The sequence below is a fragment of the Brevibacillus sp. RS1.1 genome (genome assembly GCF_013284365.1).
GTDB lineage: Bacteria > Bacillota > Bacilli > Brevibacillales > Brevibacillaceae > Brevibacillus > Brevibacillus brevis_D.
Map to the genome: position 1 here is coordinate 894,312 of NZ_JABSVA010000001.1, position 15,765 is coordinate 910,076.

Annotated in this window: 18 protein-coding genes and 1 riboswitch; of the genes, 6 read left to right on the plus strand and 12 right to left on the minus strand. The window is 46.9% G+C overall.

Annotation, left to right across the window (positions count from 1 at the left end):
* Positions 1-3: 3 nt before the first annotated feature.
* Entirely contained in the window at positions 4-450 is a 447-nt protein-coding gene (locus tag HP570_RS04125; protein WP_015892130.1) for a hypothetical protein, read from the minus strand.
* Positions 451-589: 139 nt separating this feature from the next.
* Here HP570_RS04125 and HP570_RS04130 point away from each other — a divergent pair, with 139 nt between their 5' ends.
* Positions 590-1,066 (plus strand): DinB family protein, encoded by a 477-nt coding sequence (locus HP570_RS04130; RefSeq protein WP_015892131.1) that lies wholly within the window; start codon positions 590-592, stop codon positions 1,064-1,066.
* 334 nt (positions 1,067-1,400) lie between these two features.
* On the opposite strand, the gene HP570_RS04135 is transcribed toward HP570_RS04130, so the two are convergent.
* Positions 1,401-2,735: a PhoH family protein gene (locus HP570_RS04135; protein WP_016740695.1), complete on the minus strand. Its 1,335-nt coding sequence runs from the start codon at positions 2,733-2,735 to the stop codon at positions 1,401-1,403.
* 202 nt (positions 2,736-2,937) lie between these two features.
* On the opposite strand from HP570_RS04135, the gene HP570_RS04140 reads away from it, so the two are divergent.
* Positions 2,938-3,543, plus strand: coding sequence for a YhcN/YlaJ family sporulation lipoprotein (locus HP570_RS04140; RefSeq protein ID WP_142496433.1), 606 nt, complete (start codon positions 2,938-2,940; stop codon positions 3,541-3,543).
* A 23-nt stretch (positions 3,544-3,566) separates the two neighbouring features.
* Here the strand turns inward: HP570_RS04140 and HP570_RS04145 are convergent, their stop codons facing one another.
* The 3 genes from HP570_RS04145 to HP570_RS04155 form a co-directional block, all read right to left on the minus strand.
* Positions 3,567-4,754: a trans-sulfuration enzyme family protein gene (locus HP570_RS04145; RefSeq protein ID WP_173624967.1), complete on the minus strand. Its 1,188-nt coding sequence runs from the start codon at positions 4,752-4,754 to the stop codon at positions 3,567-3,569.
* A complete protein-coding gene (locus HP570_RS04150; protein ID WP_173624968.1) occupies positions 4,751-5,914 on the minus strand; it encodes an aminotransferase class I/II-fold pyridoxal phosphate-dependent enzyme in 1,164 nt (387 codons plus the stop codon). The genes HP570_RS04145 and HP570_RS04150 overlap by 4 nt, the downstream gene beginning before the upstream one ends.
* A 94-nt stretch (positions 5,915-6,008) precedes the next feature.
* Positions 6,009-6,128, minus strand: a riboswitch (SAM riboswitch).
* A 74-nt stretch (positions 6,129-6,202) separates the two neighbouring features.
* A complete protein-coding gene (locus tag HP570_RS04155) occupies positions 6,203-6,661 on the minus strand; it encodes a pyridoxamine 5'-phosphate oxidase family protein (RefSeq protein WP_015892137.1) in 459 nt (152 codons plus the stop codon).
* 138 nt (positions 6,662-6,799) lie between these two features.
* Between HP570_RS04155 and HP570_RS04160 the strand changes: the two genes are divergently transcribed.
* Positions 6,800-7,141, plus strand: coding sequence for a DUF5665 domain-containing protein (locus HP570_RS04160; protein ID WP_007723262.1), 342 nt, complete (start codon positions 6,800-6,802; stop codon positions 7,139-7,141).
* A 9-nt stretch (positions 7,142-7,150) separates the two neighbouring features.
* Here the strand turns inward: HP570_RS04160 and HP570_RS04165 are convergent, their stop codons facing one another.
* The 3 genes from HP570_RS04165 to HP570_RS04175 all read right to left on the minus strand — a co-directional run bounded on the left by HP570_RS04165 (position 7,151) and on the right by HP570_RS04175 (position 9,336).
* The gene (locus HP570_RS04165) at positions 7,151-8,533 is read right to left on the minus strand and encodes a hypothetical protein (RefSeq protein WP_173624969.1); all 1,383 of its coding nucleotides are present in this window, start codon (positions 8,531-8,533) and stop codon (positions 7,151-7,153) included.
* 190 nt (positions 8,534-8,723) lie between these two features.
* Positions 8,724-8,999: a hypothetical protein gene (locus HP570_RS04170; protein WP_015892140.1), complete on the minus strand. Its 276-nt coding sequence runs from the start codon at positions 8,997-8,999 to the stop codon at positions 8,724-8,726.
* Positions 9,000-9,009: 10 nt separating this feature from the next.
* On the minus strand, positions 9,010-9,336 hold the full coding sequence (locus HP570_RS04175; RefSeq protein ID WP_015892141.1) for a YlaH-like family protein: 327 nt from the start codon (positions 9,334-9,336) through the stop codon (positions 9,010-9,012).
* Between the two features lie 231 nt (positions 9,337-9,567).
* On the opposite strand from HP570_RS04175, the gene HP570_RS04180 reads away from it, so the two are divergent.
* Positions 9,568-10,041, plus strand: a complete 474-nt coding sequence (locus HP570_RS04180) for a glutathione peroxidase (RefSeq protein ID WP_015892142.1) — start codon at positions 9,568-9,570, stop codon at positions 10,039-10,041.
* A 68-nt stretch (positions 10,042-10,109) separates the two neighbouring features.
* Here HP570_RS04180 and typA read toward each other — a convergent pair whose 3' ends face one another.
* A complete protein-coding gene (typA, locus tag HP570_RS04185; protein WP_015892143.1) occupies positions 10,110-11,951 on the minus strand; it encodes a translational GTPase TypA in 1,842 nt (613 codons plus the stop codon).
* A 139-nt stretch (positions 11,952-12,090) separates the two neighbouring features.
* Here typA and HP570_RS04190 point away from each other — a divergent pair, with 139 nt between their 5' ends.
* On the plus strand, positions 12,091-12,702 hold the full coding sequence (locus tag HP570_RS04190; protein ID WP_015892144.1) for a YhcN/YlaJ family sporulation lipoprotein: 612 nt from the start codon (positions 12,091-12,093) through the stop codon (positions 12,700-12,702).
* 79 nt (positions 12,703-12,781) lie between these two features.
* On the opposite strand, the gene speD is transcribed toward HP570_RS04190, so the two are convergent.
* Positions 12,782-13,183, minus strand: coding sequence for an adenosylmethionine decarboxylase (speD, locus tag HP570_RS04195; protein ID WP_007723244.1), 402 nt, complete (start codon positions 13,181-13,183; stop codon positions 12,782-12,784).
* Between the two features lie 319 nt (positions 13,184-13,502).
* On the opposite strand from speD, the gene HP570_RS04200 reads away from it, so the two are divergent.
* A complete protein-coding gene (locus HP570_RS04200) occupies positions 13,503-13,997 on the plus strand; it encodes a GNAT family N-acetyltransferase (RefSeq protein ID WP_173624970.1) in 495 nt (164 codons plus the stop codon).
* Between the two features lie 114 nt (positions 13,998-14,111).
* Here HP570_RS04200 and HP570_RS04205 read toward each other — a convergent pair whose 3' ends face one another.
* Complete coding sequence (locus HP570_RS04205) at positions 14,112-14,708, minus strand: hypothetical protein (protein ID WP_015892146.1); 597 nt, start codon at positions 14,706-14,708, stop codon at positions 14,112-14,114.
* A gap of 346 nt (positions 14,709-15,054) precedes the next feature.
* Positions 15,055-15,561, minus strand: coding sequence for a DUF4446 family protein (locus HP570_RS04210; protein ID WP_173624971.1), 507 nt, complete (start codon positions 15,559-15,561; stop codon positions 15,055-15,057).
* Positions 15,562-15,765 lie beyond the last annotated feature (204 nt).

Here is a 15,765-nt window from a genome sequence, read left to right on the forward strand (position 1 = left end):
AGCTTATTCTCGTGTTCCGCTGACTTTGCGGCGCGGTCGATTAGGAGGCAGATTGTTGTCTACCGATTGTTTGAAGCTCTCTAGTATTTTGAGGAGTGATGCAAAAAAAGGCGAGCCAAACACCGCAACAATCCCCCACATCCATGTTCCTAACTGCCACGAATTTTTTACATAAGCTGATTCCGCCCCCGTTAAAATAAGGGCTGGGTCCAGACCTAGCATGCCAAAAATGACACCAGCAGCCAATACGGAAATGACCAAATTGAAAAATCGTTTGTAGTGCATCAATCGAGCAGCGTGATACTGATCCTCCCAGCAATTTTCTTTCGCCTCATAATCCGTCGCCAAAAAGGGAATGACTGATTTAAAAGCTTCTGTAACCCCTGCTGCCGCGCTGGACACCGCTGTTATATAAATCAAGAAAGAAATCGATGAATCCAACGTAACCATCATGCTTCCCTCCTTTTTACATATGTATGGAATTGGAGGGACAACTTGCAAATTTTTTTGCAGTTTGTATATTTCCCCTTTGATGTTTATGCGGTAAGATGTGAAGTGCATGTAAATATAAGGAAGGGCAGGGATTGCAATGCAGGACTTTTCATTTGTATGGAATCAGTTCGACTTGATTCGCGGAATGTTTTTGGCGAGATTGACGGAAATAACCGAGGAAGAAGCAGATGTGGTTCCAGTTGGCTTTAAAAACAACATTCGCTGGAATATTGGTCATATTCTTCTGACACAAGATTTCTTGCTCTTCGGACCAGAAGGAATGAAATGTCCTCCGCATTACGCTGCCATGTTCGCTCCAGGAACCAAACCCGCTGATTGGGAAAAAGAAGGTCCTTCCCTCGAAGCCTTGGCTGCCGAGCTAAAGGAACAACATGTACGTATCAAAGAAGAATTGCATTCCCGCTTGAATGATCCATTGCCAAAGCCGTTTGAACTAGGAGACAAAGGCACGATGCATACTTATGGGGAAATGATGGTCTTCACTCTTTTCCATGAAGGAATGCACATCGGATGTATTTCGTCATTGCGAAAAGCAATCGCAGCTGCTAAATAAGGAAATCGGACAAAAACGCGGATTGTTTATCCGCGTTTTTCTTTTTACCTGCCAAATGCTCAAAAAAATGAAAACCGCTCCAATGAGGAGCGGTCCTTGTCGAGCCCGAATTGCTTATGGGGTTCTACCGGTTATTCTCTTTGGCTCTTCAACCTCCATCGTAGAGAAAAGTAGCTAAAGGAATCGGTGTATTTCCATACGACTTTCGTCGATTGCTTGATCATGATTATCCACGGATCTTCGCCTCCTGCAAGGCATTTCGCCGTTTACTCACATGAATCATCGGGCTCGACAAATATAGTATGACCTCCTCGTGATTTTTCATACATCCTCTTTACAATAAATCCGCGGCAAGCTGTGCAAGCACACTCCGTTCGCCTTTTTCCAACTGGATATGTCCAGCCAGCTTTTGATCTTTAAATACCTCTACCACGTAGGTTAAACCGTTGTTGCTCTCATCCAGATACGGATGATCGATCTGCTCAGGATCACCCATTAGCACAATTTTCGAGCCGTCCCCCACCCTCGTCAGGATCGTCTTTACTTCATGCTTTGTCAAATTCTGTGCTTCATCAATGATAATAAATTGTTCAGGGATGGAGCGCCCCCGAATATACGTCAAAGCTTCCACCTGCAAACTCCCCATGCCTGCCAAAATTTTATCCAGATCACCTGGGCGCTTCGTGTTAAATAAATATTCCAAATTATCATAAATCGGTTGCATCCACGGTCGAAGCTTTTCTTCTTTTTCGCCGGGCAAATAACCGATGTCTTTTCCAAGTGGAACGATAGGTCTTGCCACTAACAGTTTTTTGTATTTTTGCTGGTCTTCGATTTGCAGCAGGCCCGCTGCTAATGCCAGCAAGGTTTTTCCTGTACCGGCCTTACCGGTCATGGTTACTAAAGGAATATCATCTCGTAGCAGCAATTCGGTTGCCATCCGTTGCTGCACGTTACGGGCTCGGATGCCCCAAATCGGATCATCATCTGATACAAGCATTTCTAACATCTTTCCGTCTGGGTCGACCTTTCCAATCGCTGAAATGGATGGGTTGCATTCGTCCTTCAGCACTAAAAATTGATGAGGGTAAAAGCGATAGCGCGGAAAACAGGAGGCCAGCTGCAGTTTTTTTGTTGCGTAGTAAGTCTTGATGATATCGGACGCTACCATCATCTTCTGATACCCCGGGTAAATACTGGAGAACTCCCCCACAACTCGATCCGAAAGAAAATCCTCTGCGGAAATATTCAATGCATCAGCCTTGACTCTCATGAGCGCATCCTTACTTACCAGAATGACTGGTCTTGGCTGTGGTTTTCCGTTTTCCTCCTCTTGTAAGTTTAGTGCAACCGCTAAAATCCGGTTGTCATTACTCATTTCGGTGAATTGTTTTTGAAGGCGGTGGAAAGAGGAATGATTCAGTTCCACTCGAAACAATCCACCTGTTTCAAGGGTAATGCCAGTGTGTAATTGCCCCAGCTCACGAAAACTGTCAAAGAGCCGAGATACGTACCGAGCATTGCGGCCAATTTCATCCATGTACCGCTTTTTGGAATCGATTTCTTCCAATACGACAGCTGGTATGACGATTTCGTTGTCAGCGAAAGAAAACATCGCCCTTGGATCTTGCAGGAGTACGTTGGTGTCCAGTACGTAGATTTTCTTCAAAATCTCGCCTCCTATTACCCTTCTTATATACCCTATGCAATTTTTGGAGGGATGCTCAAGTGCGGCGACGTGATGTACTACAGTCTATGTTCAGGTAGACAGAGATAGACGACCCATTGGCAGAATGAAAATGGACAGCCCAGAACAAAATACTTGTAACCCTGCCCTCCTAACGAAGGAAGGCAATACTGGGAAAGGGAGAATGCCTGTGAAACGGATCATGATCTACTGTCTCGGTTTTAGCTTGTTGCTTACAGCATGTACGTCAGGCAATAAAACCCCGACGAATCAGGCTGCACAACAGCCAAAGCATGCCACTCATACTCAGCGTGTTCAGCAAACAGCTCCTCAGCCTGCTTATAATCAATCTTCCCAAGCCACCGCTGATCGTCTCGCCCAACTAGCAACACGTGTGAAAAGGGTGCACAGCGCCACGGCTGTGGTCTTGGGCAAATATGCGGTAGTCGGTATTACTGTGGATCCGAATCTGGATCGCCCAGAAGTTGGCGTCATTAAGTATACAGTTGCGGAAGCTCTGAAAGAAGACCCTCAAGGAGCGAATGCTGTCGTTACTGCAGACCCTGCCATCGTCCAGCGTTTACGGGAAATGAGAGATGATATTCGTCGTGGCCATCCGATTGCCGGAATTACCGAAGAGTTGGCGGATATGGTAGGTCGGATCATTCCCCAACTGCCACGCAGTGTGCAGCCTCGTGAAGAAACCCCTTCCCAAGTAAAAGAAAAGCGCATGCACAAAGAGCCACAAGGACAAAACAAAATCAACGCAAATCGTACTGGAACACCTTAAAGAAAAAGAGGTATCCCCCGGATTTAAGCCCGGGAGAATACCTCTTTTTCTTTATAGGCTGGTGCTTCAGATGGCAAATGATCCAGTGCTTGATTCAAATCTGCCACCAAGTCATCGAAATCCTCTAAACCAGCTGACAATCTGATCAAACCGTCTGTGATTCCCCTTGCAGCTCTTTCTTCAGCGGGCATCGCTGCATGTGACATCGTAGCTGGATACGAGAGAATCGTTTCCACTGCCCCGAGGCTGACTGCCACAATCGGCAATTTCACGCGATCAAACAGCGCTTTTGCACGCTCGCGGCTCCCTACATCAAAGGAAAGAACAGCCCCATGACCAGTCGCTTGTTGTGTTTGAATCAGGTGACCGGGATTATCCGCCAGTCCCGTATAGTAAACGCGACTTACTTGTGGATGCGTAGACAACCAATCAGCCAAGCTCGCGGCTGTCTTCGTGCTCACATCCAGTCGGGCTTTCAATGTTTTGAGCCCTCGCATCACGAGCCAGCAGTCCTGCACACCCAAAATCGCTCCCATGCCATTCTGGATAAAGTAGAGCTGCTCCCCTAACCCAGCTTCTCTGGTCACGGCCAGACCAGCCACGACGTCGCTATGCCCTCCGATAAACTTTGTTGCACTATGAATGACCACATCGGCGCCAAGTTCCAATGGTCGCTGGTAATACGGGGTAAGGAACGTATTATCGACAATGACGAGCAAGCCCCGCTCCTTCGCAATACGAGAAACCGCTGCAATATCTGTCACCTTTAAGGTGGGATTGGAGGGGGTCTCCAGGTAAACCCCTTTCGTTGCCGGTGTAATGGCCGCACGAACGGCTTCTGTCTCTGTCGCATCCACGAACGTTACAGAGATGCCCATTCTCGACAATACCTTGGTCAAAAACCGAAACGTGCCACCGTATACATCTTCCGCTACTACAACATGATCTCCGGCAGAAAACAGCATGAACACGCTGGAAATGGCAGCCATGCCAGATGAGAACGCGAAACCGCGTGCGCCTCCCTCCAGAGACGCAATGGCTTCTTCCAAAGCCTGCCTGGTCGGATTGCCTGATCTGGCATAATCGAATGCACCTGGCTGATCGATATCAGCCTGATGAAACGTAGAAGCTTGATAAATCGGAACCGACGACGCACCTGTGAACGGGTCAATGCAAGTGGAACCGTGGAGGATCTTGGTGGCAAAATTCATCGTACACTCCCCCCTACGACCAAACTAGCATTCAAGGCCTGAAACAAATCGGCTACGACATCATCTGGATGCTCGATGCCAACCGACAGCCGCAACAATCGATCACAAACACCGACATGCTCTCTGACTTCTTGCGGGATATCCGCGTGAGTCTGCGTCGCCGGATACGTACACAATGACTCAACACCACCCAGGCTTTCAGCAAAGGACACGATTTGCAGATTTTGCAGGAACAATCCCACCTGCTCCACATCGCGTACGCGGAACGATACCATCCCACTATGCCCTGTCGCTTGATTCACCTGGATCTCATGTCCCGGATGCTCTGGCAGACCCGGATAAAATACCTCCGCTACTGCCGGATGCTCACGCAGCTTTTCCGCTACAATCAAGGCATTGGATTGATGGCGCTCCATCCGCAATGCCAATGTTTTCATCCCGCGAATGAGAAGCCAGCAATCTTGAGGTCCGAGTACAGCACCGATTGAATTGTGCAAAAACCGGATTTTTTCCGACAACTCTTCTCCTTTTGTTACGATGAGTCCAGCCAACACATCGTTGTGTCCTGCCAAATACTTGGTCGCACTATGTAAGACGATATCTGCACCAAGCTCTAGTGGGCGTTGACAATACGGGGTTAAGAATGTGTTGTCTACAATCGTCAGGAGACTGTGCTGCTTCGCCAATTGTGCTACTGCTCGAATATCGGTAATCTGCATGAGCGGATTGGTTGGTGTCTCGACGAAAATAGCCTTTGTATCTGGGCGAATCGCATTTTTCAGTGCACCAATGTCACGCAAATCCACGTACGAAAACGTCAGACCGTAACGAGAGAGCACTTGCTCGAACAATCGATAGGTTCCCCCGTACAGATCGAGCGAAACAATCAGATGATCTCCTTGGGAAAACAAACCCATGACGGTATGAACAGCAGCCATTCCCGAGGCGCAAGCGAATCCTGCATCTCCTGATTCCGCTATAGCGATGGTCTCCTCCAAAATGGCGCGAGTAGGATTAGCTGTGCGCGTATAGTCATAGCCAGTGCTCTGGCCCAAGGCAGGATGACGATAAGCCGTTGCATAGTAAACAGGAAAGCTCACCGCCCCTGTTTTTTCGTCTTTGCCTACTCCCGCCTGAATCAACTTTGTTTCCAATTTCATGTCTGTTTCTCTCCCTCCAATAGTGTACGAGGGCATCAAAAAAGCCCTCTTTCCTCTGAAAGAAGGCTTTGTTTACGTCACCGTAAGCAAATCCTTCTCATCTTTCAGAGTTTGATAACTCTGCAGGAATTAGCACCATTATCTCCCTGTTAAAATACAGGTGATTGGTTGCCGGGCATCATCGGGCCAGTCCCTCCGCCGCTCTGGATAAGAAGATTGCTATTCAATTCGATTGACCCTAATACTAATGGATCGGCAGGATTCTTGTCAACAATTTATTTCCACCCGTTAATTTGCATCTTTCAGGGCGGTCATCACTTGATTGTCCAGCTTCGCTGCTGCGTTTTTGTCATACGTCTTTTCATATTGTGGTTCTGCGGAAATACGGGAACCGTAAAACATAATATCACGAACAGCCTCAATTTTGATCTCTACCATGGCCAGCTTGAGCGGAACACCTTCCAGGCGGTCTGTTTTAACGACAGCACGACCATTAATGGCGAAAGACGAGCCGGCACCGATCAAGTGCAGGACAACCTGCGGTTCCTTCGCAATATTAGCCAAAATACGTGAGCGATTATCCACGGCAAAACGAATCGTATCGGCGCTGACAGCAAACGTCCAGGACAAGGAACTGAGCGATGGTGCTCCTGACTCATGGTCTACTGTGCCCAAGGTAACAAAACGCTCTTTTTGCAAGAGCTTGAATAAATCTTCGGAAAGAGTTTGGGAAACAGTTTCAGCCATTTCAAAGCCTCCTATCAAACGTTTAGTACGTTCATTTTACCCTTCGCATAGCTGATAGGCAAACGTTTCCTCTCCACCTTGATTCTCGTTATCTTTTTCCCTAGACTGGTAGGTAACGATACCGAATGATGGAAGGGGATGGACAGCTTGTCGCCTACAGATCGCCTCATGCAGCAAATTGACCAAGTACTTGAAGAGCTTCAGGAAGTTCGGAAGGTAAATGAGCGGATGCACAAAATTGCGATGTTCTTAGAAGATATCCGACTAGCAGATGTGATCCAAAATTACACAGCCCCGCGCAAGCTGCTCTGGATCAATTTCCTCGCAGGTCTTGCCCGGGGTCTGGGATTGACGATTGGTACTGCTATCGTTTTGGCTTTCCTCGGCTCCCTCTTGACGCAATTTCTTTCGATCCCCATTTTGGGGGATTACATCAGACAATTGGTGGAGTACGTCGAGACTTACAAGCAACGGCCTTAATGATAGAGACTAGTCTCTGTCCTCGTCATGATCGTCATCATCGTGATCTTCATTCCATTCCTTACCGTGCTTTTTCCAATAGCCATACGCATTGCCGTTGGGATGCTTATCTTTATGCTTCCCTTTTTCTTTTTTCTTTTTGTCATCATCATCGTCTTCATCGCCATCTGTAGGCTTCACAGGCTCGACAATGACCTTTGTGCTGAGTGCAACGTCAGCTTTCTTAATCAGCTTATCGTCTTCATACAATGCGAATTGAATCGATTTGGCACTAAAGGAATGATTCTTGTAAGACAACGTCAAAGAGAACTCGCCTTTGTCATTCGGTTTGATCTCTTTTTTCTTCCCGTCAGGAGCGATCACAACCAGCTCAGCATCGTCCTTTTTGTTCCAGCCGCTTACTGTCCCCTTCACCTGGATGGACTTGGCGGCAGGATTGTTTACAGCAGTCGCCTTGATGACATATGTGGTCGCTTGATCCTTATCAGGAGCGTTAACGATTTCTACCTGAACGGATTCGGAATCAACCTTCTTGCCATCCTCGTAAACCTCGATCAAGGCTTTTTGATCTTTTGCGGCTTGTACATCCTTTACTGAAACCGTAAAGCTGCCTACACCATCCCATAGCTTCTTCACGTTTGCGTCTTTTTTCACGCCATTATAGGTGACAGTTACTTTGTCTGCCCCCTGCTTGACAATTCCTTTTACTTTTAATTCCTTTTTCTTCGCATCCAATACAGACATGGTATGGATGATCATTTCCTGATCTTCTTCTGCTTTTGGAACGATCTTTACCTGTTCGCTATCGACCAGCTTGCTGCCTGCATAGGCGCTTACGGTTACATACGGCTCATAGGATGCATCCGGAGCTTCAAAGCTGACCGTAAAAGAATGCTCGTTGGTCGGAACGACTTCAATGATGTCGGAATTCGGCTTTTTCACTACCACCTTGGTGACATCCGAAGTCACAATCCCCTTTATGTACACCTTGTTATTTTCAGTCTTGGCATTTACGCTCACGATTTCTTCTGCATTCTCTGTCAGGCGCACTTCCAGCCAGATGTCGCTGTAGTACTCGTTGTAGATACGCTCCCACTCCGCTTTGTTTTCTTCCATATACGTTTGGAGCTTCGTATTCAAGTTGATTTCATCTACAATGATGTACAAGTGATCCGCTTGATTTTTCAAGAGCATGTTCAACGTGGTTGGATCATTTTGGGCCAGTTCTTTTAAATTGTAGCGCGTGACTTGCTTCCCCTCGTCATTCATGACTACCTTTGTGGCACTTGGACTAGCAATCGAGCTTGCATTGGCAAAAATTGGCGTTAAACAGCCAAGAATACCTGCCGCTGTCACAACTGCTAATACGGGCTTGGTCATGTACTTCTTCAATGGTAGTTCCCCCTTCTAGTCTGCCAAAATCCCCCTGCTTGCTTGGGTCTTTCATATTGACGGGAAATCATTTTCAAAAGTTGCAGCATCCAGGAAACCGCGTCTTATTACCTATGAAAAGCGCTTGAAACAAAAAAACTCCCCCCAACTTCCGAATCATTTCGGCAAGTGGAGAGGAGTCTTTGTCCCGTTAGTTGCAGTTGTACTTGGGCTCACTTTCAATCGCGACCAATAAAGCTTCGACTGATTCAGCAGGGTATCGCACTTCCACGGACTGTGAATCAGCGTTCCCCGATAGCACATACCAGCTACCTTCCTGACGGTAACCGATATCGCTCATTTGATGATCCTCATGTAGCAATTGCAAGAAAAAAGCAGCTGTATCCAAAGCAGAGCGGTCCTCTGGTCGCGCATCGGCAACCAATTGAATTTGGAGCCAATTAAAAAGTGCATCTTCACGCTTCACGCGATTCTCCTCACTTTCGCCCAGTTTGCTCCGGTTTGATCCGTACCTTTACAATCACGAGAATCGCGATCGCCACCAGCATTGCACTTTTCACAGGAAGCTGCACATCCAAAATAGCGAAAATGAGAGCTCCAACAAATAAAAGGATGTACAAGAGCACATTTTTCAAAATAGGCATACGGATACGGGTAGCAAAGCCAAGATAATAGACAATAATTAATTCCGCAAACAAAATCCAAGCGCGATATTTATCAGCCCACATGCGAAAGCTGTCAAATGCTGTGAGCTGATCTGGATTCGTTGGCACATAGGTTGATGCGATTTGTATCCAGTCCATCACTTATCTCTCCTGTCTTCAAGCGGTGAAACCCCTACTGCTTCACATGCCACCTCATAGGCGGAATGAAACGAATAGTCACTCCTTTTTTCTTAGGAAAACGCTATCTTTCTTACTTTATCAGGTGGTGGATTCTGTGTCAAAAAACGGTAGGCCCTTCCATGTGGCTGGCATGATTTTCGCCGTACATGCTATGATGAGGATATGTCAGTAGAAAAAGGTGGGAATAAGATGAGCTTGTATGATATTGCCGTCAAAACGATTTCCGGTGAAGAAAAGACTTTGGCCGCCTTCAAAGGCCACGTACTGCTAATCGTGAACGTCGCCAGCCAATGCGGACTTACCCCTCAATACAAAGGGCTACAGGAGCTGTATGAGCGTTATCAAGATAAGGGTCTCGTCGTTCTCGGCTTTCCTTGCAACCAGTTCGCTGGGCAAGAGCCTGGAACAGAAGAAGAAATCGCAACGTTCTGCGATCGCAATTACGGCGTGACGTTCCCGCTTTTTGCGAAGATCGATGTCAATGGTCCTGGTACCCACCCGTTGTATCAGTACTTGAAGGAACATGCTCCAAGCGAAGAAAATCCAGATATCGAATGGAACTTCGCCAAATTCCTCGTGGATAAAGACGGTCGTGTCGTGAAACGCATCAGTGCTCGTACTCAACCCGAAGAAATCTGCTCAGATATCGAGAGTCTGTTGTAAGGACAAGCCCAAACAAAAACGCCACTTCATCCCCAACAGGATCAAGTGGCGTTCTTTTCTAATCAATCTTACGCTTGCGGTTGTGCTTCATAGCGTCTTTGCTTCTCATAGCGCTCACGATCTGATTTGTTCAGATATTTTTTGCGCAGACGAACGGATTGAGGTGTGACTTCGCACAGCTCATCGTCGTTCAGATATTCCAGTGCCTCTTCCAAAGACAACATGCGAGGAGCCTTCATTTTGACAGTCTCATCCTTGGTCGCAGAACGTACGTTGGTCGCATGCTTTTCTTTACATACGTTTACAACAAGATCGTTGTCACGGTTGTGCTCGCCCACGATCATGCCTTCGTATACTTCTGTACCTGGGTGAATGAACATCGTTCCGCGATCTTCTACGGACATCAAGCCGTACGTGGTAGCTGTTCCTGTCTCGTGGGAAATAAGTACCCCTGCGTGACGTCCTCCTACCGCTCCTGGTACAAGTGGACGATAGCTGTCAAAGGAGTGGTTGAGAATACCGTAACCGCGTGTAATCGTCAAGAACTCTGTACGATATCCGATCAAACCGCGGGATGGAATAATGAATTCCAGACGAACTTGTCCGAAGCCGTTGTTGATCATGTTAACCATCTCGGCTTTACGTTGACCCAATGTCTCCATAACCGGCCCTGTGTATTCCTCAGGCACATCAATGATCAACAGCTCAGCCGGTTCCATTTTTTGTCCATCGATCATACGAATGATAACCTCAGGCTTGGACACACCCAGCTCAAAGCCTTCACGACGCATGTTCTCTACCAAGATGGACAAGTGCAATTCACCGCGTCCAGAAACCACATACGCATCTGGCGAATCTGTTTCATCTACACGCAGAGATACATCTGTCTCCAGCTCAGACATCAGACGATCACGCAGCTTGCGGGAAGTCACGTGCTTACCTTCGCGACCAGCAAACGGGCTGTTATTCACAAGGAACGTCATTTGCAGAGTTGGCTCGTCAATTTTCAAGAGTGGCAATGCCTCTGGATGATCAACGTGGCAAACCGTTTCCCCTACGTTGATATCGTCAATACCAGAAATCGCTACGATATCTCCTGCTCTTGCTGTTTTTTGCTCAACACGTTGCAATCCGGAGAAACCGAACAGCTTTTGAATCCGTGCTTTTTTCACTTCGCCGTCGCGTGTAGTGACAGATACCATTTCATTCAGGTTCATGGTTCCGCGATAGATGCGGCCAATCCCGATACGACCCAAAAAGTCGTTGTAATCCAGCATGGTTACTTGCATTTGGAGCGGAGCAGATTCGTCTGCGTCAGGAGCAGGCATATGCTCTACGATGGTGTCAAACAGTGGGCGAAGGTCGCCTTCCAGTTTATCTGGCTCAAGTCCTGCAATCCCTTGCAGACCGGAAGCATATACGATTGGGAATTCCAGTTGGTCTTCCGTCGCATCCAGATCAATGAACAGGTCGTACACTTCGTTGATAACTTCTTGAGGACGTGCATTGTCGCGGTCTACTTTGTTCACGACAACGATAGGGGTAACTTTTGCTTCCAGCGCTTTTTTCAATACAAAGCGCGTTTGTGGCATACAGCCTTCGAAGGCGTCGACGATCAACAGAACGCCATCCACCATGCTCATGATACGCTCAACCTCGCCACCGAAGTCAGCATGGCCTGGTGTATCCAAGATGTTAATCGTGAAATCATTGTATTTGACAGAAGTAGTTTTCGCCAGGATCGTGATTCCACGCTCGCGCTCCAGGTCGTTAGAGTCCATCATTCTCTCTTCTACCTGTTGGTTCGAGCGGAATGTGCCCGATTGGATCAAAAGTTTGTCAACCAGCGTGGTTTTTCCGTGGTCAACGTGGGCAATAATTGCAATGTTGCGTATGTCAAGACGCTTCATGTGAACCTCCTCTATTATGCATACCTTCCATATTAACAGGTAGTGAAACGCGGCACAATGGGCAGTTTTTTACGGGAGCCACTTCCAGAGTAGGGAACTTTATTTTCGTCATACTAAGGAAAATGGAGGTGGCATACGTATGAATCGGTACGGCCCGAAATATTTGGTTGGCTTGCTAACGATTGCAACCATGTTGACCGGATGCGCAAGCTCGAGCAGCCATCCAAAAAATCAAGCGCACACACAAAGTACCACCTATCAGCAAGCCCCGGGTGCCAGGACAAGCCTTGCTCATGATTATCATGCCTACACTGGCGGAATCAATGCCCGCAATTATCACAAAGGCTATACGGTCAATGGTTTCAATCAGGATTTGGCTGAACAGCTCACCTTGGTCGCAGATGAAGTACCTGGTGTGGAGCGGGCTACTGTTCTCGTGAGTGGAACAGATGCTGTCATCGGAATTCGTGTTCGAAAAAATTTTGGCCCTGAGCAAACGCGCATAATCGAACAGCAAGTCCACTCAGCCGTTCGTTCACGTGTTCCCCACTTCTCCATCCAAGTAGCCTCCGACGCAGCCACATTTGATCGGATTCGTGCCATCCATGCAGATATTTATGAAGAAGCGACGCATCGGACCAATCAAGTTGATGTGAGACCCGACATGAACAATCAAATCACCAATACATCCACGGAATTTCGTTCTCTGCTCCACGATATGGGTCTCAGAATTCCTACTGTCACTCCATGATGACAAATAGGAATCGAAGCTCCATATAAAAGAGGTGCGGATTTAGTCCGCACCTCTTGAAAACTTTTCCATTTGTTACTTACTTTGCCGCTTCAACCAGTTTCATTTCTGGCTCAACAACTTGCAGTTCACCCAAACCACGAACTAATTTCTTCGCGTAAGTTTTTTCCGGCTTCAGCACGGATACCAAGTAGTCGATGGCGATTTGCGGATCAACGGTTTCCCCACACGTGTAGCAATCCAGAGCAGCAAAGCCGCGCTCAGGATACGTATGAATGGACAGGTGGCTTTCCGAGAGAAGAACCAGTACGGTAGCACCCTGAGGAGAAAACTGCTTCGCTTGCACACTCAGTACCGTAGCACCGCATGCCTCAGCAGCCTCAATCATTTCCTTTTTCAAAAATTCTGCGTCGTTCAACAAATCAAACTGAACTCCCCATGTGTCAACAGCAACGTGTCTTCCGAAAGTCGAATATTCCATCTTTCGGTTCCCCCTTCCTAACGAGTGTAATGTTAAACATCGCTAGGACCTGCGTCATTCACTAACGGGGGCGGTTTCCGTTGTTATCCACCCTTTAAAGTGAATCCTGGTTCCTAATCCTGTTTCCAACGAAAACAACAATACCATGCATCGGCCTAGTTTGACAATACCCTTTTTCAATAATCTATAAGAACATTACAAATAGGCATGACGGCTGTCTCTACAGAATGGAGAGCGACGCCTGCTACAAGTGGCTTTCACCTATTATGATATATGCTAAACTTTTAGAAAGGAACCTGAATGGAGAGGATTACAACACATGATTACTATCCGTAATGCCAAACCAGAAGATTTGCCAGCACTAATCGCTATCGAGCACCTTTGCTTCTCACCAGAAGAAGCTGCAACACAGGAAGCATTTGAGAAACGTATTCGTTTGATTCCTGACAGTTTTTTTGTAGCGGAAGCGGATGGGATCATTGCGGGTTTGATCAATGGACCCGTCATCGAATCCCCCTTCATTACTGATGATCTTTTTCAAACGATTAAAGAAAATCCGGCATCTGGCGGTCATCAAACGATTTTAGGTTTAGCGGTTTCTCCCACTTTTCAAAATCGCGGCATTGCCTCCATGCTCCTAGCACATATGGAAGCATCCGCAAAAGTTTCCGGTCGCGTGACGATCACTCTTACGTGTAAAGATAATTTGATTGGCTACTATGAAAGACATGGATACCTCAACAACGGTGTTTCCAGCTCAGATCACGCCGGAGAAATTTGGTACAATATGAGCAAGCCATTACCATTGCGCTAAATGTGAAGGACAAATAGTAAAAGCGGGCACCTCTTGTTAGGAGGAAACCCGCTTTTTCTTATTCGCTACCTGATCACATAAATAAAAAAGGGCGCCCCGGGCACCCTTCTTTCACTAAACTTCTAATTCAAATAGACGTCGCGATAACGTTACCAGTCGAACATCAATTGCTGGAAGTTTTTCTGGGGCAGTTCTCTTTGCCCAATTACGCAAATCCAGCCATCGGTCCGTTTCTTGACGTAAGGACTCAATCTCCTGCTCGCTACCATCCTGCTGGAACAAAGCCTCCAGCTCATTGGCCATGTGCAGAGAGTTATTTTCAAAGATGGACACTTCTTCGTCTCCGGTTAGCTCCTGAATGCTCACAACCGATCCTTGATCGTAGTGATACACCATTGTGAAGCCGTCGTAAATCCGGTGGACAATTCCATAGCCTCGGAACGCTTTCATTGCTTTTCTCATAGCATTTGCCAGTTGCCGATCTTGGATCAGATACGAGCTGTCGCATGAGTAGCGGCTGCCAACCCGACAGAAACTCAATTGAATTTCGCCGGTCTTGTCATTCAAGATTACGTCACGATCGCCATTGTCACACACTTTGACTTGGACTGAAATGTGTTCATTGGTGAAAAGCGAAACGAACTGGTTCAGCTCTTCTTCATTCACCGTAAAATAGGCCTTGGCGTAATTAGTTGCTAAACGCTGTGCCATAAATATCTCCTCAATTCTTTTGGTTTGCATGGGTCGAGTATGACCGAACAGTTATCCAAAACAGAGGAGATACGCTAAGTATCAACAAAAGAACGCTGTAGAACCTGGCCTTGCCCTCCGCATCGAAAATCGATTTGGGTAATGAAGGCGGATCACCTACTTTTTGTTTTTCGCAAAAAAGCCATTTCTGACATCTTTATTATACCTCAGGTGCCCTCAAAAGTCTTGAGCAAAATGACGATGAATTTTAGCAAAAAACCGGAATATCCGCAATCAGAAGCAGGGAAATGAAAAGAACTCCCTGATTCACTCAAATGCTTGCTGTTTCATTGAAATTCAAAGCGACTTATATCCCTGCGGTTGAGGTCATCGCTTTTTTGATTGCTGCCTGTTCTTCTTCAGACAAATGGTAGGTCGATGTACCCTGCTCAAGCGGCTTGGCGTACACGCGAGATTCTTCTCGTCCAAAAATGCTGGTGATCACGACGCCGTTCCCAGCGTCATCTGTTACCGCCAGCGAAAAGCTAAGATCACTGCCGACATCCCCGAAGGCATTGTAACGGATAATCGCTACTTTGCCGCATTGCGCTGCCATTCGTTGTGACAGACGATTGATGGCAAACTGCTGATCGCTATGCTGCTTTTTCATTTCCTCTACCTGATCCAGCAGTTTATGCAAGCCTTCCTCGAGATTGGCTCCTCCCGTCCCTGTCATAATCCGGTTGATCGATTTCCTCAATCGACTGGTCCGAACTGACTGCATAATCACGATCCATAACAGGATCAGTGTCAATGCGATGATGGCTAAAAGCAGGATCGCTACAGTGGGGATTTGTGATAGGAATGCTTCCAAAACTTTTCTTCCTTTCCGGCGCGTACGTAAATATGCTGTTAAAAACCTTCTTTATTGTACAACCGTCGGGCCTCCCATTCAAACAAGTCTTTTATAAAAACAACAATTACTATAATGAGCGACTTTTCCACCAAAAAAAGCGACACCCTCATTTGTTTGAGATGTCGCTTTTTCATTCCGTATTGGTTTGTGTCAAACTCATCG

Excerpts from the sequence above, each read along its gene's own strand:
- HP570_RS04125 (WP_015892130.1), bottom strand. The coding sequence starts at position 450 with ATGGTTACGTTGGATTCATCGATTTCTTTCTTGATTTATATAACAGCG.
- HP570_RS04130 (WP_015892131.1), top strand. The coding sequence starts at position 590 with ATGCAGGACTTTTCATTTGTATGGAATCAGTTCGACTTGATTCGCGGA.
- HP570_RS04140 (WP_142496433.1), top strand. The coding sequence starts at position 2,938 with ATGCCTGTGAAACGGATCATGATCTACTGTCTCGGTTTTAGCTTGTTG.
- HP570_RS04145 (WP_173624967.1), bottom strand. The coding sequence starts at position 4,754 with ATGAATTTTGCCACCAAGATCCTCCACGGTTCCACTTGCATTGACCCG.
- HP570_RS04150 (WP_173624968.1), bottom strand. The coding sequence starts at position 5,914 with ATGAAATTGGAAACAAAGTTGATTCAGGCGGGAGTAGGCAAAGACGAA.
- HP570_RS04155 (WP_015892137.1), bottom strand. The coding sequence starts at position 6,661 with ATGGCTGAAACTGTTTCCCAAACTCTTTCCGAAGATTTATTCAAGCTC.
- HP570_RS04160 (WP_007723262.1), top strand. The coding sequence starts at position 6,800 with ATGGACAGCTTGTCGCCTACAGATCGCCTCATGCAGCAAATTGACCAA.
- HP570_RS04175 (WP_015892141.1), bottom strand. The coding sequence starts at position 9,336 with ATGGACTGGATACAAATCGCATCAACCTATGTGCCAACGAATCCAGAT.
- HP570_RS04180 (WP_015892142.1), top strand. The coding sequence starts at position 9,568 with ATGAGCTTGTATGATATTGCCGTCAAAACGATTTCCGGTGAAGAAAAG.
- typA (WP_015892143.1), bottom strand. The coding sequence starts at position 11,951 with ATGAAGCGTCTTGACATACGCAACATTGCAATTATTGCCCACGTTGAC.
- HP570_RS04190 (WP_015892144.1), top strand. The coding sequence starts at position 12,091 with ATGAATCGGTACGGCCCGAAATATTTGGTTGGCTTGCTAACGATTGCA.
- speD (WP_007723244.1), bottom strand. The coding sequence starts at position 13,183 with ATGGAATATTCGACTTTCGGAAGACACGTTGCTGTTGACACATGGGGA.
- HP570_RS04200 (WP_173624970.1), top strand. The coding sequence starts at position 13,503 with ATGATTACTATCCGTAATGCCAAACCAGAAGATTTGCCAGCACTAATC.
- HP570_RS04205 (WP_015892146.1), bottom strand. The coding sequence starts at position 14,708 with ATGGCACAGCGTTTAGCAACTAATTACGCCAAGGCCTATTTTACGGTG.